Below are 23,862 nucleotides of genomic sequence, written 5' to 3' on the forward strand. Positions count from 1 at the left end.
CGCATCCGTAAGCCAGAAGAGATCAGACATGTCCACCGCTCGTTTTTGAACCGTGAATCACGCCGCAAAACGGAAATCAATGGGTCCTGACCCTAGATGTTTTCGCATCTTTTCATTACGCAATAACGGATTGCGCGAAACGGAACTTGATTGCCGACGCAGCGGTTTGTCAAAGCGAGATAGGTTCCCTCTTACAAAACTGCTGCGTGCTTGGCTGCATCAAAGGCTGTCGGGTCAGCTTGTACGTTGCTTGTAATACGTGTCTTTATGGACAATCAGCCCGTCTCGGTAGGTCAGGATGTCAACGCTTAGAAACTCTTCTTTTGAACCATCCTTGTGCACGGCTGTACGGCGATATTCGCAATAAGCCTTGTTGCCGGAAATAGCGCAGTCGAGCGTTTCCCAATGCACGTTCGCGACCTTTTCGAACAGGGCTGCAAAAGCACCACGAATGGTTTCGGCTCCTTCCAGACGCACGCCATGTTCTTCGGGGCCAACAGCGTGATCAAATGTAGCGTCGGTTGCGAAGTGTCTCATTACAGAATCAATGTCATTGGCGTTAAACGCGTCACCGACAGAGTCGACTAGGTCTCGGGTCAAAGCGGTCATGATTTCGGTCCTTTTCCTTGAAGCATATCGCAAGTGTGTTTGAAGAAGGGGCTCGCCGGGTCAACCAGCACATTCAGTTCGTCAAAGTGATCCACATCGGGCACGAAATAGAGACCCATCTTGCGGTCTGCTGTTTCGTATTTTTCGACATACATTCGTGCCTGCCTGTGGAACTCATCGGTTTCCGCGCCGCCGACGACGACCAGCTGAGGGGCATTGGTACCCGGAGGGTGCTTGGTCATCGGGCTTTCGGCCTGGGCTTCTGCCGGATCCATTCGGATGCCCGCATTCAAAGCCTCGGTCAGGCGGACCGGCTCAAGATAGCTGAGCGGTGAGACCGGAATGCCAGATTTAATCAGGTCTGATGGCAAGTCATCGTCAAATGCCGGCCAATCGGTCGCCATCATCATCTGGGTAATATGGCCGCCAGCGGAATGGCCCATGACGCAGAAACGGTCTGGATTGATGCCCAATGCGCCCGCGTTGCGCCAGACAAAGGACATGGCCTCACGCGCTTCTTCCGAAATTCTCGTGATGGTCACAGACGGGCAAAGATCGTATCCGATGACAACAACATTGAACCCCGCCTCAACAAACGGCGGCGCAATGAAGCTGTAGATCGATTTGTCGCCACGCTGCCAATAGCCGCCGTGGAAATAGACCAATGTCGGTGCGGCAGTGTCCGCGCAGCGGAAGACATCCAGCTTTTGTTTTTCGCCTTCTCCATAGCGGATATCTAGGCTGCAATCGGATGTTGCACGCGCGTGCGCGCTGTCGCGGCTCCACCCGGGAATGACGGTCACTTCATAGTCCGGCCGCCCAGCCCGCAAATTGTACTGCGCGTCGAATTCGTCAGGGCTGAACCGAGTGTGGAAAGTCAGGTGATCACTCATGATACTGCCTCCGATTGGGGCGCGGAAAAGAACGCGCCGCGACAAAAGACCAGAGGAGGAACGGGTGCATGGGCATAGTTCACGACACGTCCCAAGAGGATTTCATGATCACCCGCATCAACCCGGTTGTGCACGGTACATTCCAGATACGCAGATGCACCGGGGACCAAAGGCGTCTTGGCCCCAGGAGTCCATTCCGTATCGGCAAACCGGTTTTCCACATTGCTGGCAAAATGCAACGCCAAAGCTTTCTGATCCGCGGACAGGATGTTGACCGCGAAATGATCTGACCTGGACAGCGTCGGGAACACGCGACCCGATTTTGCGACACAGACAGAGATCACAGGCGGTTCGAGTGAGACCGAGGTGAAGGAGTTGGCGGTCAGGCCCCATGGCATGCCCTCGGGGTCATAAGTGGCCACGATTGTGACCCCTGTCGGAAAAGCGCCAAGCGCACGGCGAAAGTCACGCAGGTCCATCACAGAACTCCTTCGCTGACACAGGCCTTTTCAAGGTCGGCCCACTCATCCGGGTTAGTGCCAAAATGGCGCATGACGTGACCCCGGTATGCGGGGCGTTCCGCCAATCGTTCGTACCACGCTTCGACATTGGGCAACGGTGGGCGGTCGACCTCGACATTGAAATAGCGATACGCCACGCAACCCAGCGGAATATCCGCCATGGTAAAGCTGTCGCCACAGACATAGGCCTTATCCGCAAGGTGCTGATCCAGAATGGTCAGCGCTTCATGCGCCTCATCGCGAAGTTTGGCGATCTGTTCCGGGTCCCGTTGGTCGGATTGGGTGCGCACAGTTGCAAAAAACAGGTAAATCACCGGCCCGAAGGCACGGCTGGCGGACCACTCCATCCATTGATCCGCGATGGCGCGGGTCTGTAGGTCAGAGGGGCTAAACGTTCCCGCGCCGTACCGGTCGCAGAGATACCGCACAATGGCGAGGCTTTCCCAAAGCGCGAAATCCCCATCGCGGATCGCCGGGATCATTTTGTTGGGATTGATCTGCGCGTACATATCAGTGTCGAGCTTGCCAAAGCTGCCCCCGGCCAGTTGCAGCGTATAGTCCAATCCCAACTCATTGGCTGTCCAAATCACCGGAATAACGTTTGATGAATAGGGCCGCCCCCAAATTTCAAGCATGTTCCAACATCCTTTTCTGCGCGATGGATTGTGTCCCGAATTTTGGAACGACATGCTCAAACAGTCGATGCCAACTGGACAGGATTTTCTCATAGGGAACGCCAGTGTATTGCTGCATCAACATGAGGTGGTCGAGGCCGATGGTTTCCTGCCGCTCGGCAAAACGATCCGCTACATATTCGGCGTCACCAACCACAATGATCCCGCGTTTATTGAGGAAATCGAACCAATCCATCTCTTCGTCCTCAGAAGTCATCTCTTCGCCGACATCAAGATAGCCATGTTTTGTCCACTCGCCCTTGGGGCGCGACCCGCCGAGGAATTCGTAATAGGCATTGATCGGGCCACGAATGGTGTTCACAGCCTCCTCCATGCTTGCACCAACATAGAAGGCCGTGCAGACGCCAACGCCTTCCCCTGGTTTCACATTGCGCCCTTCACTTTTGGACAGCGCCTCGCGGTAGGGTTCCCAGCAGGCCAGTGTCGCCTTGGGTCCAGCGGCCATCGAGATCACACCCCACCCTTTTTCACCAGCAAGCTTGAATGTGGGAGGCGCATTCGACATGAGCCAGACCGGCGGGTGCGGATCAGAATACGGGCGTGGATGCACGTATATCGCTTTGTACTCGCCATTCTCGTCGTGATAGCGCGGGTCCAGCGGTTCAAAAAAACGGTTGGTTTCTTTCCAGCCTGGAACTGGGAACTCATAGAACTCACCTTGATGGGTGAAGGCGTCGTTGGTCCACGCCTTCAGAATAATATCCAGGCTCTCTTGATAGAGGCGCATCACCTTGGCGTTGTCGCGCCGATCCGCATCCGAGTTGAACTGGATGGTCGAGCGCTCATTGATGCCCTTGGCGACACCAAAATCGAACCGGCCCAGCGACATGTTATCCAGCATCGCCGCGTCTTCGGCCACGCGCAATGGGTGCCAGTCCGGCAAGATGATGGGCGCCGTTCCAACCCGCAGTTTTGTGCAATGAGCAGCCACATGCGTACCCATCTGGATCGGGTTGGGCGGCGCGTTCATATAGCCGTTATGGGCAAAGTGATGTTCTGTGAACCAGGCGGTCGTGAATCCAGCCTGCTCTGCCAGCGAACATTGTTCGAGGATCATCTCCAATGTCCGGGTCCAGGGAATCGTCTCACCAGGACTGAAATTGGCAATCAAATCAAAGCGCATAGCGATCTCCCGGACAGATGTGGTAAGTTGAATTATTACCCAATTTTCAACTAAGTTGAATTTTACTCGAAAAATCAACAAAAATCTCTTATCCCGAATGCATGAATAGCAACGTTACTGATACTGACACTCAACGGCTTGGCAGCGAAATCCGCGAAGTGCGCAAGGCGCGTGGCCTGACGTTACAAGACCTTTCGGAAACGGTATCCTGTTCGACGGCGTATCTGAGCCGGATCGAGCTGGGATCAGCAAAAGCATCGGCGGAGCTTCTGCGAGAGATCAGCGAAGCGCTCTCGGTCGATCCCAACTGGTTCTTTCCCAAGCAATCGGGTGCCGGACCATTGGAGCGCAAACACGTCGTACGCAAAGAAAATCGCAGGGCGCTTTCCAACATGTACACGCGAACAACCCAAGAGTTGGGATTCGAAGACGAACTGCTATCCAGCACACTATCCGGACAATGCTATCTGATCCTGTCACGGTTCCGCCCAGGAGCCGGTACACCGCCTGAACCCCAGGAAGGTTATTCTTTCGAGGGCGAGCAACATGCGATCGTCTTGAGTGGCGAAGTGGAGCTGCGCCTTGGTGAAGAAATCATAGTTCTTCGCAAAGGCGACAGCTTTTCCTACCCTTCAATGATCGCGCATCGGTTCCGCAACCGGACTGACAAAGAGGCCACAATGGTCTGGGCGATGTCGCCAATACGAATTACTTGGTGATTGTTGGCCAGCTATCACTATTGCGAGAATTGCTTTTGACACAAAGCAACGGATAATGGCATTCGGAAAAGCCCACAGATCTGACCTAACTGCTTGGGCCAAAACCAGTCATTTGGTCAATAGAGACAACAGTTGGCTTTGTCCTGCGACCTGGAAATTCGACCACTAATCGTCGCTACGGTCTGCATGAATGGTTATCCTTTCCGCTGAACAGCGGCACCAGATCCTCCACTCGCGCTGCATTTGAGACGCTGCGTGCGCTTGCAGCTCACCAACGCGATCTCGCTCTCTTCGATATGACCATCGACAGTAAATTGTGCGGCTGTGACTTGGTCACGATTGAAGTCTTTTATGTCCTGGCTTCTGGTCAGCCCCATGAGCAGGCTTCAGACCTGCAAAGCAAGACTCGGAGACCCCTCCATTTCGAGATTCTTGAAGGAACCAGAACCTCAGTCGAGAGGTGAATGGAAGACGAACCTAGGGTCGGGTTTGATTACTTTTTAGCAGGGCGTTTCCATGAGCGTTTGGGCATTTCAATGCGCAGATCGTGCGTGATTGGGCCAAGTCTATAGGTTTTTCGAACTCGTTGGTGCTGTCGTGTTGCTCTGCAGCGGAATTTGGTCTCTGTTGCAAGAAAGCCGTCTTATGAGAGGTCACAATGCCCCAAGCATCCGCCACCAATCGTCGTATTGTTCTCGCCAATCGCCCAACCGGACAACCGGACGAGAATACATTGCGCCTGGAAACCACGAGCGTTCCTGAACCTGGACCAGACGAAATGCTGGTACGTACGGTGTACCTGTCGTTGGATCCTTATATGCGTGGCCGAATGAATGACGCAAAATCCTATGCCGAACCCGTTCCGATTGGCGGTGTTATGACGGCGCAGGTCGTCGGGCAGGTGGTCAAATCCAACATCGAAGGATACGAAGTCGGAGAGTATGTGCTCAATACAAGCGGGTGGCAGGATTTTGCTGTCTCAGACGGAACGCAGGTCGTTAAGTTGGGGAAATCCCCGGACAACCCGTCTTGGTCGCTCGGAATTCTCGGAATGCCAGGCTACACGGCTTATGCCGGGCTTCTGAAAATCGGGGAGCCAAAAGCCGGTGAAACAGTTGTTGTGGCTGCCGCAGCCGGCCCGGTAGGCGCAACAGTCGGTCAGATCGCAAAGCTAAAAGGATGTCGCGTAGTGGGCATCGCAGGCGGTTCTGAAAAATGTGCTCATGTAGTCAAAAACCTTGGATTTGACGCGTGTTTGGACCATCGATCTGATGATCTGGCGGCGCAACTGCGCGAGGCTTGTCCAAGTGGAATTGACGTGTATTTCGAAAACGTTGGCGGCAAAGTTCTCTATGCCGTATTGCCGCTCTTGAACCCGTTTGCACGGGTGCCCGTCTGCGGGATTGTATCCTGGTACAACCTGCCCGGCCTACCGGACGGCCCGGATATGGGCCCTGCGATCATGGGCACGATCCTGCGGATGAAAGTCAGAATGCAGGGTTTCATAATCTTCGACAACTTTGGTGCCGACGTGTATCAGGAGTTTGTCCGCGATATGACGGCTTGGCTCAAAAACGGTTCAATAAGCTACAAGGAACATATGGTTGAGGGGCTGGAAAATGCTCCGGAAGCATTCAATCAACTGCTGGCCGGCGGAAACTTTGGAAAGATGGTCGTAAAAGTTGGTTAGCCGGACACGCAGCCAGACATTGCATCGTTCTTTGGATGGTTCCATCGTCAAAGTAACGGCCCAAAGCTGCAGTTGAGCCAAAGGTTCGATCTTCTCGGCTGATCCCGAAATCTGCCATTCGGGCTACTGGAAGGATGCGCCACTTTCAGAAGTTTAGTCGCCCGTCACGGCATTCGGATGACGCTCGACAGGGATTTTGCGTGGGGGCACATTGCTTTGGGAGGCGTGTATGTCGCCAGCGGCGACGCAAATGCAGCCGTCAGATACTCGAGTTTTTCAACACAATCGGCTCATAGCGGCCATCGAAGCAAACGCAGCATTCGATGATATTGTAATACGTCAACGTCAGGTTGGCGCTGACGTCAGACATCTCCCATCCCTCTTCAGGCGGAATTTGTCCGGCACCTTGCATGTAAATTTTCTGCTCCGGATCGCCGAAGAAGCCGAGACAGAAGCCTAGTGAAACCGCCTGTGCCACTTCGCGGAGCGCATCCACAAAGGCCGGGTCTGTGTCCTGACCTTCATCGACAAAGATGACCGGAAAGCCTGCAGTGCGCGTGGGCCTCCGGCTCGTGCGCCAAGGACTCCGCTTGCAGGCCATGGCAGTTCCTGATGACGTGCCGGTCCGCAACGGCCTAGACACAATGGCCGACAACCGAAAGATTGCCCAAAAAAAAGAAAGTGTTGCGCCATACATTCAACTTATGGATAGTTGATCCCACTCGAAATGTTCTACGGGCGGACAAAGCCTCTCGCTTGGTGCTTGTCTGCGACCAACTCAAGTTTCACTGTTAGCGAATGTGAGGGAGTGACCGATTATGCCAGTTTCGTATTTGAACAGGGCCGTCGCGGCCGGGTTCCTGATTTTAAGCATTGGGATTGCGCCGGCGCTTGCCCAGGAAGGCAGCGCGGGCGGCAAGCCGAACGTTCTCGTCATTTGGGGCGACGACATCGGCCAGTCCAATATCTCCGCATACACAATGGGGTTGATGGGTTATCAAACGCCGAATATCGACCGGGTTGCCAGAGAAGGTATGATCTTCACCGACTACTACGGTGAACAATCCTGCACGGCTGGCCGGTCATCCTTTATCATGGGCCAGTCGGTCTTCCGCACCGGCCTTTCCAAGGTCGGCCTGCCCGGTGCCAAGGAAGGTATGCAGATCGAAGATCCCACCATTGCCGGCCTCCTCAAAGCCGAAGGCTATGCCACCGGTCAATTCGGCAAGAACCATCTGGGAGACCGGGATGAACACCTTCCGACGAACCACGGTTTCGATGTGTTTTTCGGAAATCTCTACCATCTGAACGCCGAAGAAGAGCCGGAAAACGAGGACTACCCGAAGGATATGGTGTTCGCAGACGGCACGACGTTCCTTGAACGGTTCGGTCCGCGTGGTGTTTTGAACGTGACAGCGACCTACGGCGAAAATGAAATCACGCAGAATATCGAGGATACCGGGGCTCTGACCCGGAAGCGGATGGAGATTGTGGACGACGAGACATCAGATGCTGCAATTGCCTGGATGGAGGAACAGACCAACGCCGGCACCCCTTGGTTCCTGTGGTGGAGCGGCACACGGATGCATTTCCGTACCCACGTCAGCGAAGAGAACCGCGCGCTCGCGGATGAGTTATACAATGGGGAAAAAGCTGATGAATACACTGCCGGCATGATCGAACACGACATGGATATCGGCAAGTTCCTCGAAAAGCTTGACGAGCTCGGCATCGCCGATAACACCATCGTGTTCTATTCCACTGATAACGGCGTCCATATGAACACATGGCCGGATGCCGGAATGACCCCGTTCTGGGGCGAGAAGAACACCCAGTGGGAAGGCGCCTGGCGGGTGCCTGCTATGGTCCGCTGGCCCAGTAATATCGCGCCCGGAACTATCTCGAACGAGATCGTGCATCACATGGATTGGCTGCCAACATTCCTGGCCGCTGCAGGCAATGAAACCATCAAGGAAGATTTGCTCGAAGGCATCACCGTTCCGGAAATGGCAGGCCGCGAGTATCGCGTCCATCTCGACGGCTACAACCTATTGCCAATGCTCAAGGGTGACACGGACAAGAGCCCGCGTAATGAGATCTTCTACTTCACTGACGACGGCGACCTCGCGGCGATCCGGCTCAACAACTGGAAGATCACCTTCCTCGAGCAGAAGGCCTGGGGAACTCTCCGGGCCTGGATGGAGCCGCTGACGCCGCTGCGCGTGCCGCTGATCTTCAACCTGCGCCGCGACCCTTATGAACGCGGTTACCGGACGTCGAACACCTATTACGACTGGCTGATGGACCACGCCTTCATGCTGGTGCCGGCCCAGGCTTATGTTGGGCAGTTCCTGGCAACCTTCGAAGAATACCCACCGCGGCAGGAGGCGGCTTCGTTCAGCCTCGACAAGGTAATGGAGAAGCTGTCGCAGCCGGGCGGCTCGCAGTAGACTCATCCCGCTTCGTCCCGACGGAGTATTCCGTCGGGGCGCCTAATTTTCCGGTTGCCTCGGCATCCCTTTCCCTGCATTTGCGGAGGTTGTCCCTATGCGTGCTCTGCTAATTTCAATTCCTTTGACAATTCTGTTTGCATCAGCTCCGCTCGCTGACCCTTTGCCGTCTTGGACGGATACGGCCACCAAGGATCGGATCATTGCGTTTGTCGAAGGCATAACGGACCCGGATTCACCTGATTATGTCACCCCGGCCGCGCGTATTGCGACCTTCGACAATGACGGCACGCTCTGGGCAGAACAGCCGGTCTACTTTCAACTGCTATTTGCCATCGACCGATTGAAAGAAATGGCTGCCGCTGATCCCGGGGTGCTCACGTCTGACGTGCTGCGGGCCGCAGTCGAAGGCGACATGGAGACAGTGGCCGCCTCGGGCACTGAGGGACTGTTGGAAATCGTCTCCACCACCCACTCCGGCCTGACGGTGGACGAGTTCCAGGCGGTCGTGCGCAGCTGGCTGGACACGGCCAGGCATTCCGGCACAGGCCTGGCCTATGACCAAATGGTCTATCAACCCATGCTGGAGCTCTTGACCTATCTACGCGATGAAGGCTTCCGTACCTACATCGCCTCAGGCGGCGGCCTGCATTTCATCCGGGTGTTCTCTGAAAGCGCCTATAACATTCCTCCCGAGCAGGTCATCGGATCCATCGGAAATGGCAGTTATTCCGCCGGGGACGGACCGCCGCGGGTGATGAAGGACCCCGGTTTATTCTTCATCGACGACAAGGCAGGTAAGCCCGTTGCTATCGAGGCCCGCATCGGGCGCCGGCCGGTGATCGCAGTGGGAAATTCCGATGGAGACTTCCAGATGCTTGAGTGGACTACTGCGGGCGATGGTGCGCGGCTGGGCATCCTGCTGCACCATACTGACAGCGAACGCGAATACGCTTACGGCCGTGAAAGCCATATCGGGCAGCTTGCACGCGGACTTGATGAAGCAGCCAGCCGCGGTTGGCTGGTAATCGACATGGCCCGTGATTGGGAGCGGATCTGGCCGAGCCGCGAATGAAGCCCTGCACCATCCCTGTCCATGAACGACCCAGAAAATCGGATGGCCCTCTGAAAATGCAGATTGTAGTCTTGATCCTTCTCTTGCTGCTGGATCTGCCAGCGATGGCCCAGAGCCTTGACGGCTACTTGGGGTCGGATCGTTGCACCGGTTGCCATAAGGACAGTGCCGCAGGCTGGGCAGGATCGCATCACGCTCAGGCCTGGACAACGCCGTCGCAGGAGACGGTCGCAGGTGACTTCGGCGGAACGGCCTTTCACCATGACGGTATGACTGCCCGGTTTCAGACAGGAGCGGAGGGCGAATACTACGTCGAGGTGATCGAAAAGGATGGATCGCAGGCGGAATACAAAGTGCATTCGGTTGCGGGGATCGAACCGCTGCAGCAATATCTTCTCGAGACCGAACCGGGGCAACTGCAGAGTTTTGACGTGGCCTGGGACACCGAAGAGGAGAAGTGGTTCCACCTTTATCCGGACCAGACCCTGCCTCCGTTGGATGGTCTGCATTGGACAGGTCCCTACAAGACCTGGAATGCGCGCTGTGCAGAGTGCCACGCCACCGGGTTCCTCAAAAACTACGACGCAAGCCGTTTAAGCTATGCATCAACCCAGGTAGAAATAGGCGTTGGCTGCGAGGCCTGCCACGGACCGGGAAAGGACCACGTTGATTGGGCTGATACATGGGAAACGACAAGGACACCGCCGCCCGCAAACCATGGATTTCCTGTGGATTTCGCCGATCCTCGGCAGGCAGTTGAACAATGTGCGACGTGCCATTCCAGACGCGAGGCCAACTTGGACGGCAACCCGGTGCCAGGCACGCGTTTTCATGATGCCTACACGCTCGCACTTTTGCGCCCAGGACTTTACCACGCGGACGGGCAGATCCAGGACGAGGTCTATGTCTACGGCTCCTTTCTGCAATCTAAGATGCATGCTCGGGGCGTGACTTGCCTGAATTGCCACGGCGCGCACAATCTGGAGCTGAAGGCAGAAGGCAACGGCCTTTGCACCCAATGCCACAGCGCGGCGGGCAATCCGGATTTCCCAACACTCACAGCAGCGGACTACGACAGCCCTGCACATCACTTCCACCCGGAAAACAGCGCCGGAGCGAAGTGCCAGTCCTGCCACATGCCAGAACGCGTCTACATGGGCAACGACTGGCGCGCCGATCACTCCTTCCGCATTCCCCGGCCGGATCTTTCGCCGGTGACGGGAGCACCGGATGCCTGCACCGCCTGCCACGGCGGCCAGGACGCAGCCTGGGCAGCTGCACAGATTTCCGCTTGGTATCCGGACGACAGAAATCGTGGCCGACATTACGGGGAGGTGCTGGCGCGGGGACGTGCCGATGCGGCAGCGGCGGCCAGCGACTTGACCGCGCTCGCGCAGGATACCAGCCAGCCGGGCATCGTGCGGGCCACTGCGCTCTGGCTTCTGGAGCAGTCCAACGACCCGCTGTTCGCCGCTAGGCTGACGGACCTGCTGCGGGACCCGGATCCGCTTGTCCGCGCTGCCGCGGCCTCTCTGCAGCGCCTTGCACCGCTTCAGGAAAGGGGCAAGCGCCTGGCCGCTGTCTTTGCCGACCCTGCTCGCAATGTGCGCATGGCCGCTGCCCGCGCGATGCTGGGTGATACGGAGAACCGCCTCCAGAACGGAACCGCCAGAGAGCTGCAAGCCGCCATGGCTGAATGGCAGGATGCCATGGCAAACCGGCTCGATTTTCCTGAAACCCACCTCCAACTGGGCGGTGTGGCACTGACCATGCGCAACATGGGCATGGCCACATCCGCGTTCCGCGAGGTGGTGCGGCTGGATCCGCAACGGCTGGATGCATGGATGATACTGGCCAGGATCACAGCGGCAACCCAAGGACGCGTTGCTGCCGCCGCGGTTGTGGCAGAAGCTCTGTCAGCCAATCCGGAACATCCCGCACTTCTGGCCGCACAGGCAGAGCTGGAAGGAAAACCTGCGCCGCAAGGAGATAGCGAGTGACTGCTCTTGCCAGAATCCGGAACCTCAGAGCGGACCGCTGAGCTGCTCAGCTTCTGCTATCCCTGAAGCCACCCTGCACACAATGAAACGTTAGCTCAAAAGGCACTGCCTATGAAAACGATCTTGACCGCAATCGTGCCGGCAGTTGCCGGCATCCGGGCCCGCGTCTGCTCAGAATACTGACTGGAACTACGAGGCAACGATCTACCTGTTCGCGCCCGAGACCAAAACCGCAATCGATACACCCTCAGGGCAGATCAAGGGCGCACTCATGTTTGGCGACGCTCTTGAGAATCTGGACTTTGCCTTTATGGGAGCCTTTGCCGCCAGTAACGGGAAATGGAGCTTTCTCACCGACTATATGTACACGGACCTGTCCTTCGGCAACGAGATTGTATCTTTGATACTAGAGATGCGCCGCAACGCGTGCCAGCCCTCATTGGTGTCGGCAGACATCCACGGCATTTCTTCATGTAAAGAAGATACTGTCTCGTCCACCCAGTGCTCGTCTCTCGGCTCCACCAAGCGAACCTCATTCATTAGTGGGCGCAGTCGTTAGATTTCTTTCTCCGAAAGATGCTCAAGACCTGAGGCTTCAGCCCTGTGTTTTGGGATGCGCTGAACTAGATTTTTGATGCGCCGCTTGTCATCTCAAGTTAGCGCGACACCATCCGATAGTTCGCGAGCAACTTTATCGAAATCATCTCCGCCGAGATCGACCGAATGTTCATCGTCTCCGATGAATTCTCTGGCCAGCCGCGTTTTGCGCTATTTCTTCAAATATTCAGTGAACCGATGCGTAAGAGCATCTTTTTTAAAATTGGGATCAGTGGCGAGTAGGAGTTTGATGGTCTTCATAGCAGTTCCCTCATCTATCCAGTGAGAAAAACCGACCGACAACGTGCGAAGAAGAGTAGAATTGAGAAGCAGCCAACGGTCGGCACTAACAGGGGCAGATCAGAGAAATCGTATGAGAAAGATATGCTGTGATGTCGTCATAGAATGAAACAGCCCTATTGCCGGACGCACGTCAATACCTTCGTACTATTGATACTGGCTGAGAAAGCATCTGTTAAGAAAATAAAACGCTTTCCCACTCCTATGATAACAAGGGGATTTTGATACTAGGCCGACAAAGACCTTGTCTTTGGGCGAAAAAATCGCTGATTTGGGTCTCAATTGCTTGGTGTACCAACAACAGAATCCACTACTTCAGCTCACCCGCATTTAGAGTGACCGCAGCTACGGCAGGTCATGCATCCTTCGATCATCACCATGTCGAACTGACCGCAGGACGGGCAGGCTTTGCCGCGGGGGCCGTCGAGGTTGACCACTTGCGCCTGAGGGTCGGATTTCAGCCCCATCCCTTCGCCCTCAAGGAAGCCTATATTGATCAGGTGCTGCTCGATCACTCCGCCAATCGCGGCCAGGATCGAGGGGATGTATTTGCCTTTCACCCAGGCCCCACCACGCGGGTCGAACACCGCCTTGAGTTCCTCGACCACAAAGGACACATCGCCGCCCCGACGGAACACGGCCGAGATCATGCGGGTCAGCGCAAGCGTCCATGCATAATGCTCCATGTTCTTGGAGTTGATGAATACCTCGAACGGACGACGGCGGCCGCCAATGACAATGTCATTTATGGTCAGGTAAATCGCATGCTCGCTGTCGGGCCATTTCAACTTATATGTTGACCCCTCTAGCGATTGTGGGCGGTCCAGCGGTTCGGACATATAGATGACATCACCGCCATCAACCTCGTGCGGCGCATCCGCACTTTCTCCAGGAGCTTTGTCGGCACTCTCTGATACGGTCAGAACCGACCCCGTCACATCGTTGGGGCGATAGGTCGTGCACCCTTTGCAGCCCTGATCCCAGGCCTGCATGTAGACATCTTTGAAAGCGTCAAAGCTGATATCCTCGGGGCAGTTGATCGTCTTGGAAATCGAGCTGTCGATCCATTTCTGTGCCGCCGCCTGCATCTTGACATGATCAGACGGAGGCAGCGTCTGCGCGTTGACGAAATAGTCGGGCAGGTCCTTATCACCAAACTTGTCGCGCCACATCTGAACGGCGTAATCCACGACTTCTTCTTCGGTGCGTGAGCCATCTTTTTGCAGGACCTTGCGCGTATACGCATAGGCAAAGACCGGTTCGATCCCCGAAGAGACGTTGCCCGCGTACAGGGAAATCGTCCCCGTCGGGGCAATCGACGTCAGCAGCGCGTTGCGGATGCCGTGTTCGCGGATCGCATCGCGTACGTCGTCATCCATCTGCAGCATTGTGCCGCTGGCCAGGTACTTCTCGGCTTCGAACAAGGGAAACGCCCCCTTTTCCTTTGCCAAATCGACCGACGCCAGATACGCGGCGCGGGCGATTGCGTGCAACCAGCGCTCGGTCTGACGCGCCGCCTCGTCAGAGCCATAGCGTAGACCCAGCATCAACAGTGCATCGGCCAGCCCGGTGACACCCAAACCAATGCGGCGTTTATCTTGCGCCTCGGCCTCTTGTTCGGCCAGCGGGAATTTCGAGGCGTCGACCACATTGTCCATCATGCGAACGGCGGTGGCGACCAGCTCTTGCAGCGCGGCCTCATCGAGATGTGCGGCATCCTCGAACGGTCCGGCCACCAGACGCGCCAGGTTGATCGAGCCCAACAGACAGGCGCCATACGGCGGCAGGGGCTGTTCACCGCAGGGGTTCGTCGCCGCGATGGTCTCGACATAGCTGAGGTTGTTGGCCGCATTGATCCGATCGATGAAGATCACACCTGGCTCGGCATAGTCGTAAGTGGCCTGCATGATCTTGTTCCATAGATCGCGGGCCTGGATGGTGTGATAGACCTTGCCATCAAACACCAGTTCCCACGGGCCATCGGCCTTGACTGCCTCCATGAACGGATCTGTCACCAGAACCGACATGTTGAACATGCGCAGACGGGCCGGGTCGGATTTGGCGGTGATGAACTGTTCGATATCGGGATGATCGCAGCGCATGGTCGCCATCATCGCCCCGCGGCGCGACCCCGCAGACATGATCGTGCGGCACATCGCGTCCCACACATCCATAAAGCTCAGCGGCCCCGAGGCGTCCGCCGCCACCCCGTGTACATCCGCCCCACGCGGACGAATGGTTGAGAAATCATAGCCGATCCCCCCACCCTGCTGCATGGTCAGGGCGGCCTCTTTCAACATATCGAAAATACCGCCCATGCTGTCTGGTATGGTTCCCATGACAAAACAGTTGAACAGGGTCACCCGGCGTGCAGTGCCCGCACCGGCGGTGATGCGTCCGGCGGGCAGATATTTGAAATCCTCCAACGCCTCAAAGAACTTGTCTTCCCAATGAGCAGGGTCCTGTTCCACGCGGGCCAGATCGCGAGCGATACGGCGCCAGCTGTCTTCAACCGTTTGGTCGATGGGTGTTCCATCCGCCTGTTTAAAGCGGTATTTCATGTCCCAGATCTGCTCGGCGATGGGGGCGGCAAAGCGGCTCATTGGTGATTCCCTGTCTTGAAAGAGGTATCCAGATTAGCCCAATTCGCACCTTCACCACAACACCTTGATGAAGCGGTGCAGAAGGCTACAATATAAAGGTAGCCTTGGGACGACTCTGTGGGAAAGCTGTGGATAAGTACGTAAACCTCATAAAACTGTCCGTCGGATCAGAAAGCGTCGACACGCTGATCGCATGGCAGGAGAGTCGCATGCCTCTGTACGAGGACGGATTGCCGCGCCACGTGACACGCATGTGGCCCAAACGCGAGGCAGAGATTCTGAATGGCGGATCAATCTATTGGGTGATCAAAGGCGTTGTGCAATGCCGTCAGCGCATCCTACGTATGGACGAAGTGATCGGGGATGACGGCATTCGCCGCTGCGCCATGATTCTGGATCCTGAGGTTCATCGCACCCAGAACGCCCTGAAGCGCCCCTTTCAGGGGTGGCGTTATCTCAAGCCCGACGACACCCCCGCCGATCTGCCAAAAACCCGCGCGCAGGACGATGCCCTGCCCGATGATCTAAACCGCGCGCTGGCGGATATCGGCGTGCTGTAGTCAGGCCAGACGGTCGAGCACCTCAGTCAGAACATCCTTGTCTTCGTCCGTATACTTGGCCACCCGGCTGCGCCATAGGGTTGCTTGCGATTGCAGGATCAGCCCGTCTGTCAGGATTTTCAGGTGGTTGGCGCGCAGGGTTTCCCCCGTTGACGTGATATCGGCAATCGCTTCGGCGGTTTCATTCATTACCGTGCCTTCGGTCGCCCCCTGGCTGTCGACCAGCGTATAATCGGCCACGCCCGCATCTGTCAGAAATTCACGCACCAACCGGTGGTATTTGGTGGCAATCCGCAGGCGGTGGCCGTGGGTCTTGCGAAAAGCCGCTGCCGCCGCGTCAAGGTCATCAAGCGTGTCCACGTCGACCCAGCAGGCTGGCGTAGCGATGATCAGATCGGCCTTACCAAACCCAAGCGGAGATACTTCTTCGACCTGCTGTTCCCAGCGTGGCAGTTTTTCATGCACCAGATCAATTCCAGTGACGCCAAGATGAATGCGACCAGCAGCCAATTCACGCGGAATTTCCCCCGCCGATAACAGGATCAGCGAGACACCCTCGATCCCTTCCACCTTACCGGCATATTCGCGGTCCGACCCACTGCGAGACAGGCTGATGCCGCGCTTTTCGAACCACGAAAAGGTCTTTTCCATCAACCGGCCCTTTGAAGGCACGCCCAGTTTCAGGCTCATTGGGCGTCCTCCTCTATCTCCAGCATCAGGTCCGGGCGCAGCACGCCGCCAACTGCGGGGATTTCTGCCCCTTTGCCCAAGTGGCGGGTCAGTGCATCATAGCGCCCCCCAGTGGCAATAGGCGGCAAATCCGGCCGGCCCTCGGCGTAGAAACCAAAGACAAACCCATCATAATACTCCATCGAGGTCCGGCCATAAGACGCTTCGAAATCCAACCTGTCCACATCCACGCCGCGCGCTTGCAAGGCCGCGATCCGCGCCTCAAGCCGGTCCAGTGCCGGGGTGATCTGCGGCAAGTCCACCGCCACGTCGCGCAGCTGTTCAAGCGCAAAGGGCATGGTTTCGCGGACGTTCAGCAGGGTTTCCAACCCGGCCAGTTCGTTGTCGGAAATCGGTGGGGTATCACGATCCTCACGCAGGGCTTCGATCCGCGCCTGAATTTCAGAGGCGCGGCGCTTGCCGATCATAGGCGCGTCGGTTGCCAAAGGGTCAGCAGCCTCGAGTAAGGTCTTGCGTCCTTCAGGCCCCGGCTTGCGCCCAGCGAAACGGTCCAGCAAGACGCGAAAACGGCGGGGCCGCCACAGATGGCGCATCAGCGCCGCCTTGCGCCGGTCGGAAGTCCTCAGTCCCTGGACAGCAGCGGTCAGAATACCGATATCGCCGGTTGCCGCCCGCAGGGGCAACCCACGCAGTTGCAACGCGAACAGCGAAAACACTTCGGCATCGGCACTGGCCGGATCGGTGCGATCAAACACCTCATACCCGACCTGGATATATTCATTCGCGCGATCCGGATCGTGTTCCTGCCGCCGAAACACCTCACCCGAATAGGTATAGCGCGCCGGTTCGGCACCGTCGGACATGTGCATCTGCACCACCGGCAGCGTGAAATCCGGGCGCAGCATTTGTTCACCATGCAGCGCATCCGAGGTCACGTAAGCACGGGCGCGAATGTCTTCCCCATAGAGGTCCAGCAACGTTTCAGCCGGTTGCAACAGAGGCGGATCAACAACCCGGGCACCTGCGGTCTCGAAACGCACCCGCATCATCGCGGCGCGCGTCTGTATCTGAGTACGGTTGGCCATGGCTCAGTCCTGATTGTCCAGAATTTCGCGCACCTTGGCGACCAGATCACCGCGCGGAACCTCAAACTGACTTGGGCGTTCTTTCCATTCCTCAAGCGTGGCGCTTTCTGCAATCTTGGCGCCAAGGATCAGGTCCTTGATCTGCACGATCCCGTTCGCCTTTTCATCACCACCTTCGATGACCGCAATGGGTGAGTTCCGCTTGTCCGCATATTTCAGCTGATTGCCAAAGTTCTTGGGGTTCCCCAGATAGACCTCGGCCCGGATACCTGCATTGCGCAGCTCGGCCACCATGGCCTGATAATCCGCCATGCGGTCGCGATCCATGACGGTGACAACCACCGGCCCCTTGGCCTGTGCGCTGATCCGCCCCTTTTCGCGCAGGGCGGCCAAAAGACGGTCAACCCCGATCGAGACGCCGGTCGCGGGCACTTCCTGTCCAGTGAAACGCTTGACCAGATCGTCATAGCGCCCGCCGCCTGCGACAGAGCCGAACTGCCGCTTGCGGCCTTTCTCGTCAAAGATATCAAAGGTCAACTCGGCCTCATAGACTGGACCGGTGTAATAGCCCAACCCACGCACGACCGATGGGTCGATTGAAATTTGGTCGCCACCGTAACCTTGAGCTTTTAGGAGTTCTGAAATCGATTCCAACTCCGCGACACCTTCGCTGCCTTCAGGCGAACCACCCACTACGGCCCTCAGGTTTCGCAGTGTTTCTTCATCAGTATCTGCTTTTGCTAGTAGAAACTCAATTACCCGGTCAGCCTGAAGTGAGGTCAAATAGAGCCCTTCAATGAACGCGCCTGAAGCATCTTCTCTACCTTTTGTAAGAAGTTGCTTGACGCCTTCAACGCCAACTTTGTCAAACTTGTCTGCGGTTCGGAGAATGCCTGCAACTAGTTCTTCCGAGGCATCACTTTCTGAACTGAACATATCCTTAACAAGCCCGTTCAGAACCTTCCGATTATTCACCCGCACCAGATAGTCACCGCGCGGGATGCCCACGGTTTCCAGCGTATCCGACAACATGGCGCAAATCTCGGCATCCGCCGCCATTGATGCGGTACCCACCGTATCCGCATCACATTGATAAAACTGGCGATACCGCCCCGGGCCTGGCTTTTCGTTGCGCCAGACCGGACCCATCGCATAGCGGCGATAAGGTGTCGGCAGATCGTTGCGGTGTTGCGCATAGACGCGGGCCAATGGCGCGGTCAGATCATAGCGCAGGGCCATCCAATCGCCCTTGTCGTTCTCATCAAATTCCTGCCAGGCAAAGACGCCTTCGTTCGGACGATCTACGTCAGGCAGGAACTTGCCCAGCGCTTCGACCGTTTCGACCGCGCTGCTCTCCAAAGCATCAAAGCCATAGCGATGATAGACACCCGCGATAGTCCGCAGCATCTCGGTGCGCTGCGTGACTTCCTCGCCAAAATAGTCGCGAAACCCTTTCGGCGTTACGGCCTTGGGGCGGGGCTGTTTCTTGGGCTTGGCCATTTGGGGCGTCCTTGGGCGTTAAGTGTTCCGCGCGCGGTCTATCCCATGGCCCGTTTCGGGGCAAGGCGCGCTTTCGCTGGCCTTGCACGGCCGGGGCCGCTATGACCTGCGCGAGACAGGAGTTTCCAATGCAACATCTGGAAGAGCAGATCGCCCATCTGACCCGCACGGTCGAAGATCTGAACACAATCGTCACGCGCCAGCAGGATGAGATCGACAACTTGACCCGCCGGGTTGAGGTGCTGATGCGCCGCGAAGGTGAACGGGCACAAGAAGGATCAGGCGGCATCATCCTCGGAGACGAACGCCCGCCGCATTATTGAGCGATCACAAGCCCAGCGTCGTCTTCACCGCATTGTCGATAACCCCGCCCAACAGGGCATGCTGGTCCTCGGCGCAGCCCTCTCTCAATGCGGCTATGAAGGTCTCGCGCAGTTTCGCTTTGTCCTCGTCCGTGCTTGCGTGATCATTGATATCAATCTGGCGGTTATAGATCGACAGTGCTGTCATCTTCTCTACAACCGCAAAGATATAGGCCTCATCACCGTCCGACTCTTCTACCACCGTTGCACAGGTATGATACATGACGGGCAATGCGTCCTGAACCATTTGTTCAGCAGCTTCGTCGGCGATGGCCATGCCCGGAACGATCATGCACAGGCTTGCGAGAGCGGTTTTCATTTGGGTCAAACGCAACGCAGTCATTTCCAGTTATGTCCAATAAAGGCCCCGGCCACGCCGCCGATTGCCGCGCCCTTGCCATCACCAATCAAAGCACCGACGCCCGCCCCGATCAACGCGCCTTCGATGGTGTTCTTTTTCTTCTTGTCGTCCGCCACCGCCGACCCGGCGGTGACCAAGGCCATCGACGCGGCCAATATCAATGTTCGAAAACCGAAATGTGGGATCGTCATATGGTTGCCCTCCTGTGGCATCACCAGAAAATCTCTTTCAGTCCTCAGCCTACCCGGCGGGCGAATGTCAGGCAACTTTTCCGGGGCGGTCAGATTTCCTCGACCGACATCACGCCGTCCAGCGATTTGATCGCCCCTTTGATCTGCGGGTTGATCGGGAATTCCTGGCCAAGGTCCATCTCGACATCTCCCGGCAGGCCAGGATCAAGCAGGCACAGATGGATAGGCCCTTTCGCAGCCCCCTTGGCTGCGCCAGCGGCATCTTCCAGAACTTTGGCAACTGTGGGCAGAACCTGCGGCTGATCAACAAAAATGCGCAGCCCGGTCGCCCCTGCCTCGGCCACGACCGCATCTACCGGCCCGACGGACCGGCCTAGAAGTTTGAGTTGATCGGCCTCCATCGTTGCTTCGGCGGTCAGCACCACCTGTGCACCGGTTTCCAGAAACTCACGGGATTTCTCCAGCGTTTCGGAAAACAGTGTGACCTCATAGGCACCTGTAGGGTCAGAAAGTTGGGCAAAGGCAAACCGGTTTCCGCGCGCAGATTTCCGTTCCTGCCGCCCAGCCACTACACCGGCCATCTTGGCGATCAGCGGACCCGAGCGTGCCTTTTCCATCACCTCATCCAGTGTCAGTACCTGCTTGCGTTTTAGGGCGGGCATATAATCATCCAGCGGGTGGCCGGACAGGTAAAATCCGATGGCCTTGAACTCTTCGCTCAAACGCTCGGCAGGCAACCAGTCCGGCGTCGGCGAAAGGCGTGGCTCGGGCAGGTCGTCGCCCGCCTCGCCGAACAGCGATACCTGGTTCGAGTTCTTCTGATCGTGGATCGCAGTTGAATATTGCACCAGCGGATCAAGGCTTTCGAAGACGCGGCGGCGGTTCTTGTCGAGTTCATCAAACGCGCCAGCACGCGCCAGCATTTCCAAGGGCCGCTTGCCGACCTTCTTCAGATCAACGCGGCGGGCAAAGTCGAAGAGGTTGACGAACGGTTTGCCTGCACGTCCTTCTACTACCAAATTCATCGCCTCAACGCCGACGTTTTTCAACGCGCCCAGCGCGTAAACCAGATGCTGATCCACCACGTCAAACGTGGATTGCGAGCGGTTCACGCAGGGCGGTATGTAAGGCAGTTCCAGCCCTTTGCGGACTTCCTCGAAGTAAACGGCCAGCTTGTCAGTCAGATGGATATCGCAGTTCATGACCCCGGCCATGAACTCGACCGGGTGGTTCGCCTTCAACCAGCCGGTCTGATAGCTGACCACGGCATAGGCGGCAGCGTGGGATTTGTTGAAGCCATAGTTGGCGAATTTATCCAACAGGTTCCAGACCTCGGTCGCCTTAGCCTCGTCCACGTCATTCTCAGCAGCGCCTTTGAGGAACTTAGGCCGCTCGGCATCCATCGCCTCCTGAATTTTCTTACCCATCGCGCGGCGCAGCAAATCCGCTCCGCCAAGGCTATAGCCCGCCATTTCCTGAGCGATCTGCATAACCTGTTCCTGGTAGACGATAATGCCTTGGGTTTCGTCCAGGATATGGTCGATGGAAGGATGCAGCGTGTCCCGTTCGCTCAGCTTGTTCTTGACCTCGCAGAACTTGGGGATGTTCTCCATCGGGCCCGGACGGTATAGCGCGACGAGGGCGATGATATCCTCGATACAATCCGGTTTCATCCGCTTGAGCGCATCCATCATGCCCGAGGATTCCACCTGGAACACCGCTACGGTCTTGGCCGCTGAGTAGAGTTTGTAAGTCGCTTCATCATCCAGCGGGATGGCGTTGATCTGGTTCGCGGCCCCCTCGGCGGCTTCGTACAGCTCGGTTCCGTCAGCAGCGATGTGCAGGTCGCGCCCGGATTTGAAGATCAGATCCATCGCATTCTGGATCACGGTCAGGGTTTTCAGACCCAGAAAGTCGAATTTAACCAGACCGGCCTGTTCTACCCATTTCATGTTGAATTGGGTCGCAGGCATGTCGGAACGCGGATCCTGATACAGCGGCACCAGCGCATCCAGCGGACGGTCGCCAATCACCACACCAGCCGCGTGGGTCGACGCGTTTCGCAACAGCCCCTCGACCTGCTGGCCATAAGTCAGCAGACGGTCCACAACCTCCTCGTTACGCGCCTCTTCACGCAGACGCGGTTCGTCTTTAAGCGCCTTTTCAATCGAGACGGGTTTCACCCCTTCGACCGGGATCATCTTGGACAGACGGTCCACCTGCCCATATGGCATCTGCAAAACCCGCCCGATGTCACGCACGGCGGCCTTCGACAGCAGCGCGCCAAAAGTTATGATCTGCCCAACCTTGTCGCGCCCATATTTCTGCTGCACGTAGCGGATCACCTCTTCGCGGCGGTCCATGCAGAAGTCGATATCGAAGTCAGGCATCGATACCCGTTCGGGGTTCAGGAAGCGTTCGAACAGCAGCGAATAACGCAACGGATCAAGGTCGGTGATCGTCAGCGCATAGGCCACCAGCGACCCCGCGCCCGAGCCCCGCCCCGGCCCAACCGGGATATCGTGATCCTTGGACCACTGAATAAAATCGGCAACAATCAGGAAATAACCGGGAAACCCCATGCCCTCGATGATGTCCAGTTCGAAATCCAGCCGCTTCTGATACTCTTCAGGGGTTACCGCATGCGGGATCACGGCCAGACGTTTCTGCAGACCTTCATTGGCGATGCGGCGCAGCTCGGCCACCTCGTCATCGGCGAATTTCGGCAGGATCGGATCACGGCGATAGGCCATGAACGCACAGCGCCTGGCGATCTCGACCGTGTTTTCGATTGCTTCGGGCAGATCGGCGAACAGGGTCGCCATTTCCTGCTGCGACTTGAAATAATGCTGTGCGGTCAGACGGCGGCGGCCATCCTGCTGATCGACATAAGCGCCCTCGGCAATACAGATCAACGCATCATGCGCTTCGTACATGTCCGTGGTCGGGAAGTAGACATCGTTGGTAGCCACCAGCGGAAGGTTCTTGGCATAGGCCATTTCAACATGGCCGCGCTCGGTCAGACGTTCGGCCTCGGGCTGACCACCCTCGCCTGGATGGCGCTGTAATTCGACATACAGACGATCCGGGAACATGGTTGCAAGGCGATCCACCAAGACCTCGGCCGCTGGGCGCTGCCCTTGCTGCAACAAGCGACCCACCGGTCCGTCGGGGCCGCCAGACAGGCAGATCAGACCATCCGAGCGCTCTGCCAGTTCATCCAATGTCACCTGCGGCAACTGCCCGCCCTTGTCCACATACAGGCAAGAGCTGAGCTTCATTAGGTTTTCATACCCGACCTCTGACTGCGCCAGCAGCACCAGCGGCGCGGGGGCTTTCGCTTTCTCGCCCGGTTGCGCCCGCAGATAGGTCAGATCGATCTGGCACCCCATGATCGGCTGAACGCCCGCTCCGCTGGCGGTGACCGAAAACTCCAACGCAGAGAACATGCTGTTGGTGTCCGTGACGGCGACGGCGGGCATCTCAAGCTTTTCACACAGACCAGGCAGCTTTTTCAGCCGCACGGCGCCTTCCAGCAGGGAATATTCGGTGTGAACGCGGAGGTGGATGAATCGTGGAGTGCTGCTCATGCCGCCCACGCTATCGCAGCCAGTGGTGGTACAAAAGCCTGAACCTTAGGTTCGGATTGCCAAAAAAACAGGCGCTGATTGTTCGGGAAATCCATAAGGTGCTTCGGACTCTGAGGGTGAAACATGCTACAAAACCTTTTATTTTCAATGTGATGAACATCGAAACCACATGAAACACAAGGATCGGACCAATGAAATGATACATCAGAAGCGCGGTTTTTCTTGCCAGATTGGCTGCGCTGTTTCTA

General features: G+C 56.9%; 21 protein-coding genes. 8 read left to right on the plus strand and 13 right to left on the minus strand.

The annotated features are described in order from the left end of the window. Positions 1-234: 234 nt before the first annotated feature. From FN806_RS15850 to FN806_RS15870, 5 genes are read right to left on the minus strand one after another with little or no spacing between them, the layout of a single operon-like run. Positions 235-609 carry a nuclear transport factor 2 family protein gene (locus FN806_RS15850; protein ID WP_142638874.1) on the minus strand — a complete coding sequence of 125 codons (375 nt, stop codon included), beginning with the start codon at positions 607-609 and terminating at the stop codon, positions 235-237. Continuing rightward, a complete protein-coding gene (locus FN806_RS15855) occupies positions 606-1,502 on the minus strand; it encodes an alpha/beta hydrolase (RefSeq protein ID WP_142638875.1) in 897 nt (298 codons plus the stop codon). Before FN806_RS15855 ends, FN806_RS15850 begins: the two co-directional genes overlap by 4 nt. Beyond that, positions 1,499-1,981: a flavin reductase family protein gene (locus FN806_RS15860; protein WP_142638876.1), complete on the minus strand. Its 483-nt coding sequence runs from the start codon at positions 1,979-1,981 to the stop codon at positions 1,499-1,501. The genes FN806_RS15855 and FN806_RS15860 overlap by 4 nt, the downstream gene beginning before the upstream one ends. Then, positions 1,981-2,658 carry a glutathione S-transferase family protein gene (locus FN806_RS15865; protein ID WP_142638877.1) on the minus strand — a complete coding sequence of 226 codons (678 nt, stop codon included), beginning with the start codon at positions 2,656-2,658 and terminating at the stop codon, positions 1,981-1,983. The genes FN806_RS15860 and FN806_RS15865 overlap by 1 nt, the downstream gene beginning before the upstream one ends. Further along, a complete protein-coding gene (locus tag FN806_RS15870) occupies positions 2,651-3,841 on the minus strand; it encodes an LLM class flavin-dependent oxidoreductase (protein ID WP_142638878.1) in 1,191 nt (396 codons plus the stop codon). The genes FN806_RS15865 and FN806_RS15870 overlap by 8 nt, the downstream gene beginning before the upstream one ends. 101 nt (positions 3,842-3,942) lie before the next feature. On the opposite strand from FN806_RS15870, the gene FN806_RS15875 reads away from it, so the two are divergent. Then, positions 3,943-4,560, plus strand: coding sequence for a helix-turn-helix domain-containing protein (locus FN806_RS15875; protein WP_142638879.1), 618 nt, complete (start codon positions 3,943-3,945; stop codon positions 4,558-4,560). Between the two features lie 658 nt (positions 4,561-5,218). Next, complete coding sequence (locus FN806_RS15880) at positions 5,219-6,250, plus strand: NADP-dependent oxidoreductase (protein WP_142638880.1); 1,032 nt, start codon at positions 5,219-5,221, stop codon at positions 6,248-6,250. A 259-nt stretch (positions 6,251-6,509) separates the two neighbouring features. Here FN806_RS15880 and FN806_RS15885 read toward each other — a convergent pair whose 3' ends face one another. Continuing rightward, positions 6,510-6,947 (minus strand): UvrD-helicase domain-containing protein, encoded by a 438-nt coding sequence (locus FN806_RS15885; RefSeq protein ID WP_142638881.1) that lies wholly within the window; start codon positions 6,945-6,947, stop codon positions 6,510-6,512. 121 nt (positions 6,948-7,068) lie between these two features. On the opposite strand from FN806_RS15885, the gene FN806_RS15890 reads away from it, so the two are divergent. The 4 genes from FN806_RS15890 to FN806_RS20530 all read left to right on the plus strand — a co-directional run bounded on the left by FN806_RS15890 (position 7,069) and on the right by FN806_RS20530 (position 12,334). Next, positions 7,069-8,700, plus strand: a complete 1,632-nt coding sequence (locus FN806_RS15890) for an arylsulfatase (RefSeq protein ID WP_142638882.1) — start codon at positions 7,069-7,071, stop codon at positions 8,698-8,700. A 97-nt stretch (positions 8,701-8,797) separates the two neighbouring features. Then, complete coding sequence (locus tag FN806_RS15895) at positions 8,798-9,775, plus strand: HAD family hydrolase (protein WP_142638883.1); 978 nt, start codon at positions 8,798-8,800, stop codon at positions 9,773-9,775. Between the two features lie 56 nt (positions 9,776-9,831). Beyond that, positions 9,832-11,775 carry a multiheme c-type cytochrome gene (locus FN806_RS15900; protein ID WP_142638884.1) on the plus strand — a complete coding sequence of 648 codons (1,944 nt, stop codon included), beginning with the start codon at positions 9,832-9,834 and terminating at the stop codon, positions 11,773-11,775. 271 nt (positions 11,776-12,046) lie between these two features. Continuing rightward, positions 12,047-12,334, plus strand: a complete 288-nt coding sequence (locus FN806_RS20530; protein ID WP_185956726.1) for a hypothetical protein — start codon at positions 12,047-12,049, stop codon at positions 12,332-12,334. A gap of 658 nt (positions 12,335-12,992) precedes the next feature. On the opposite strand, the gene FN806_RS15910 is transcribed toward FN806_RS20530, so the two are convergent. Beyond that, on the minus strand, positions 12,993-15,275 hold the full coding sequence (locus tag FN806_RS15910; protein WP_142638886.1) for an adenosylcobalamin-dependent ribonucleoside-diphosphate reductase: 2,283 nt from the start codon (positions 15,273-15,275) through the stop codon (positions 12,993-12,995). A gap of 128 nt (positions 15,276-15,403) precedes the next feature. Here FN806_RS15910 and FN806_RS15915 point away from each other — a divergent pair, with 128 nt between their 5' ends. Beyond that, the gene (locus tag FN806_RS15915; RefSeq protein WP_142638888.1) at positions 15,404-15,835 is read left to right on the plus strand and encodes a DUF1489 family protein; all 432 of its coding nucleotides are present in this window, start codon (positions 15,404-15,406) and stop codon (positions 15,833-15,835) included. On the opposite strand, the gene hisG is transcribed toward FN806_RS15915, so the two are convergent. From hisG to hisS, 3 genes are read right to left on the minus strand one after another with little or no spacing between them, the layout of a single operon-like run. Continuing rightward, positions 15,836-16,525, minus strand: coding sequence for an ATP phosphoribosyltransferase (hisG, locus tag FN806_RS15920; RefSeq protein WP_142638890.1), 690 nt, complete (start codon positions 16,523-16,525; stop codon positions 15,836-15,838). Continuing rightward, positions 16,522-17,610 carry an ATP phosphoribosyltransferase regulatory subunit gene (locus FN806_RS15925; protein WP_142638892.1) on the minus strand — a complete coding sequence of 363 codons (1,089 nt, stop codon included), beginning with the start codon at positions 17,608-17,610 and terminating at the stop codon, positions 16,522-16,524. Before FN806_RS15925 ends, hisG begins: the two co-directional genes overlap by 4 nt. 3 nt (positions 17,611-17,613) lie before the next feature. Then, positions 17,614-19,110 (minus strand): histidine--tRNA ligase, encoded by a 1,497-nt coding sequence (gene hisS, locus FN806_RS15930; protein ID WP_142638894.1) that lies wholly within the window; start codon positions 19,108-19,110, stop codon positions 17,614-17,616. Positions 19,111-19,238: 128 nt separating this feature from the next. Between hisS and FN806_RS15935 the strand changes: the two genes are divergently transcribed. After that, positions 19,239-19,433 (plus strand): SlyX family protein, encoded by a 195-nt coding sequence (locus FN806_RS15935; protein WP_142638896.1) that lies wholly within the window; start codon positions 19,239-19,241, stop codon positions 19,431-19,433. Positions 19,434-19,437: 4 nt separating this feature from the next. Here the strand turns inward: FN806_RS15935 and FN806_RS15940 are convergent, their stop codons facing one another. From FN806_RS15940 to dnaE, 3 genes are all read right to left on the minus strand, one after another. Then, a complete protein-coding gene (locus FN806_RS15940; protein ID WP_246097274.1) occupies positions 19,438-19,791 on the minus strand; it encodes a hypothetical protein in 354 nt (117 codons plus the stop codon). Positions 19,792-19,811: 20 nt separating this feature from the next. Further along, entirely contained in the window at positions 19,812-20,024 is a 213-nt protein-coding gene (locus FN806_RS15945; RefSeq protein ID WP_142638901.1) for a glycine zipper 2TM domain-containing protein, read from the minus strand. An 89-nt stretch (positions 20,025-20,113) separates the two neighbouring features. Further along, positions 20,114-23,614: a DNA polymerase III subunit alpha gene (gene dnaE / locus FN806_RS15950; RefSeq protein WP_142638938.1), complete on the minus strand. Its 3,501-nt coding sequence runs from the start codon at positions 23,612-23,614 to the stop codon at positions 20,114-20,116. Positions 23,615-23,862 lie beyond the last annotated feature (248 nt).

The organism is Ruegeria faecimaris (assembly GCF_900182615.1).
Lineage (GTDB): Bacteria > Pseudomonadota > Alphaproteobacteria > Rhodobacterales > Rhodobacteraceae > Ruegeria > Ruegeria faecimaris.

Excerpts from the sequence above, each read along its gene's own strand:
- FN806_RS15850 (WP_142638874.1), bottom strand. The coding sequence starts at position 609 with ATGACCGCTTTGACCCGAGACCTAGTCGACTCTGTCGGTGACGCGTTT.
- FN806_RS15855 (WP_142638875.1), bottom strand. The coding sequence starts at position 1,502 with ATGAGTGATCACCTGACTTTCCACACTCGGTTCAGCCCTGACGAATTC.
- FN806_RS15860 (WP_142638876.1), bottom strand. The coding sequence starts at position 1,981 with ATGGACCTGCGTGACTTTCGCCGTGCGCTTGGCGCTTTTCCGACAGGG.
- FN806_RS15865 (WP_142638877.1), bottom strand. The coding sequence starts at position 2,658 with ATGCTTGAAATTTGGGGGCGGCCCTATTCATCAAACGTTATTCCGGTG.
- FN806_RS15870 (WP_142638878.1), bottom strand. The coding sequence starts at position 3,841 with ATGCGCTTTGATTTGATTGCCAATTTCAGTCCTGGTGAGACGATTCCC.
- FN806_RS15875 (WP_142638879.1), top strand. The coding sequence starts at position 3,943 with ATGAATAGCAACGTTACTGATACTGACACTCAACGGCTTGGCAGCGAA.
- FN806_RS15880 (WP_142638880.1), top strand. The coding sequence starts at position 5,219 with ATGCCCCAAGCATCCGCCACCAATCGTCGTATTGTTCTCGCCAATCGC.
- FN806_RS15885 (WP_142638881.1), bottom strand. The coding sequence starts at position 6,947 with ATGTATGGCGCAACACTTTCTTTTTTTTGGGCAATCTTTCGGTTGTCG.
- FN806_RS15890 (WP_142638882.1), top strand. The coding sequence starts at position 7,069 with ATGCCAGTTTCGTATTTGAACAGGGCCGTCGCGGCCGGGTTCCTGATT.
- FN806_RS15895 (WP_142638883.1), top strand. The coding sequence starts at position 8,798 with ATGCGTGCTCTGCTAATTTCAATTCCTTTGACAATTCTGTTTGCATCA.
- FN806_RS15900 (WP_142638884.1), top strand. The coding sequence starts at position 9,832 with ATGCAGATTGTAGTCTTGATCCTTCTCTTGCTGCTGGATCTGCCAGCG.
- FN806_RS20530 (WP_185956726.1), top strand. The coding sequence starts at position 12,047 with ATGTTTGGCGACGCTCTTGAGAATCTGGACTTTGCCTTTATGGGAGCC.
- FN806_RS15910 (WP_142638886.1), bottom strand. The coding sequence starts at position 15,275 with ATGAGCCGCTTTGCCGCCCCCATCGCCGAGCAGATCTGGGACATGAAA.
- hisG (WP_142638890.1), bottom strand. The coding sequence starts at position 16,525 with ATGAGCCTGAAACTGGGCGTGCCTTCAAAGGGCCGGTTGATGGAAAAG.
- FN806_RS15925 (WP_142638892.1), bottom strand. The coding sequence starts at position 17,610 with ATGGCCAACCGTACTCAGATACAGACGCGCGCCGCGATGATGCGGGTG.
- hisS (WP_142638894.1), bottom strand. The coding sequence starts at position 19,110 with ATGGCCAAGCCCAAGAAACAGCCCCGCCCCAAGGCCGTAACGCCGAAA.
- FN806_RS15935 (WP_142638896.1), top strand. The coding sequence starts at position 19,239 with ATGCAACATCTGGAAGAGCAGATCGCCCATCTGACCCGCACGGTCGAA.
- FN806_RS15940 (WP_246097274.1), bottom strand. The coding sequence starts at position 19,791 with ATGAAAACCGCTCTCGCAAGCCTGTGCATGATCGTTCCGGGCATGGCC.
- FN806_RS15945 (WP_142638901.1), bottom strand. The coding sequence starts at position 20,024 with ATGACGATCCCACATTTCGGTTTTCGAACATTGATATTGGCCGCGTCG.
- dnaE (WP_142638938.1), bottom strand. The coding sequence starts at position 23,614 with ATGAGCAGCACTCCACGATTCATCCACCTCCGCGTTCACACCGAATAT.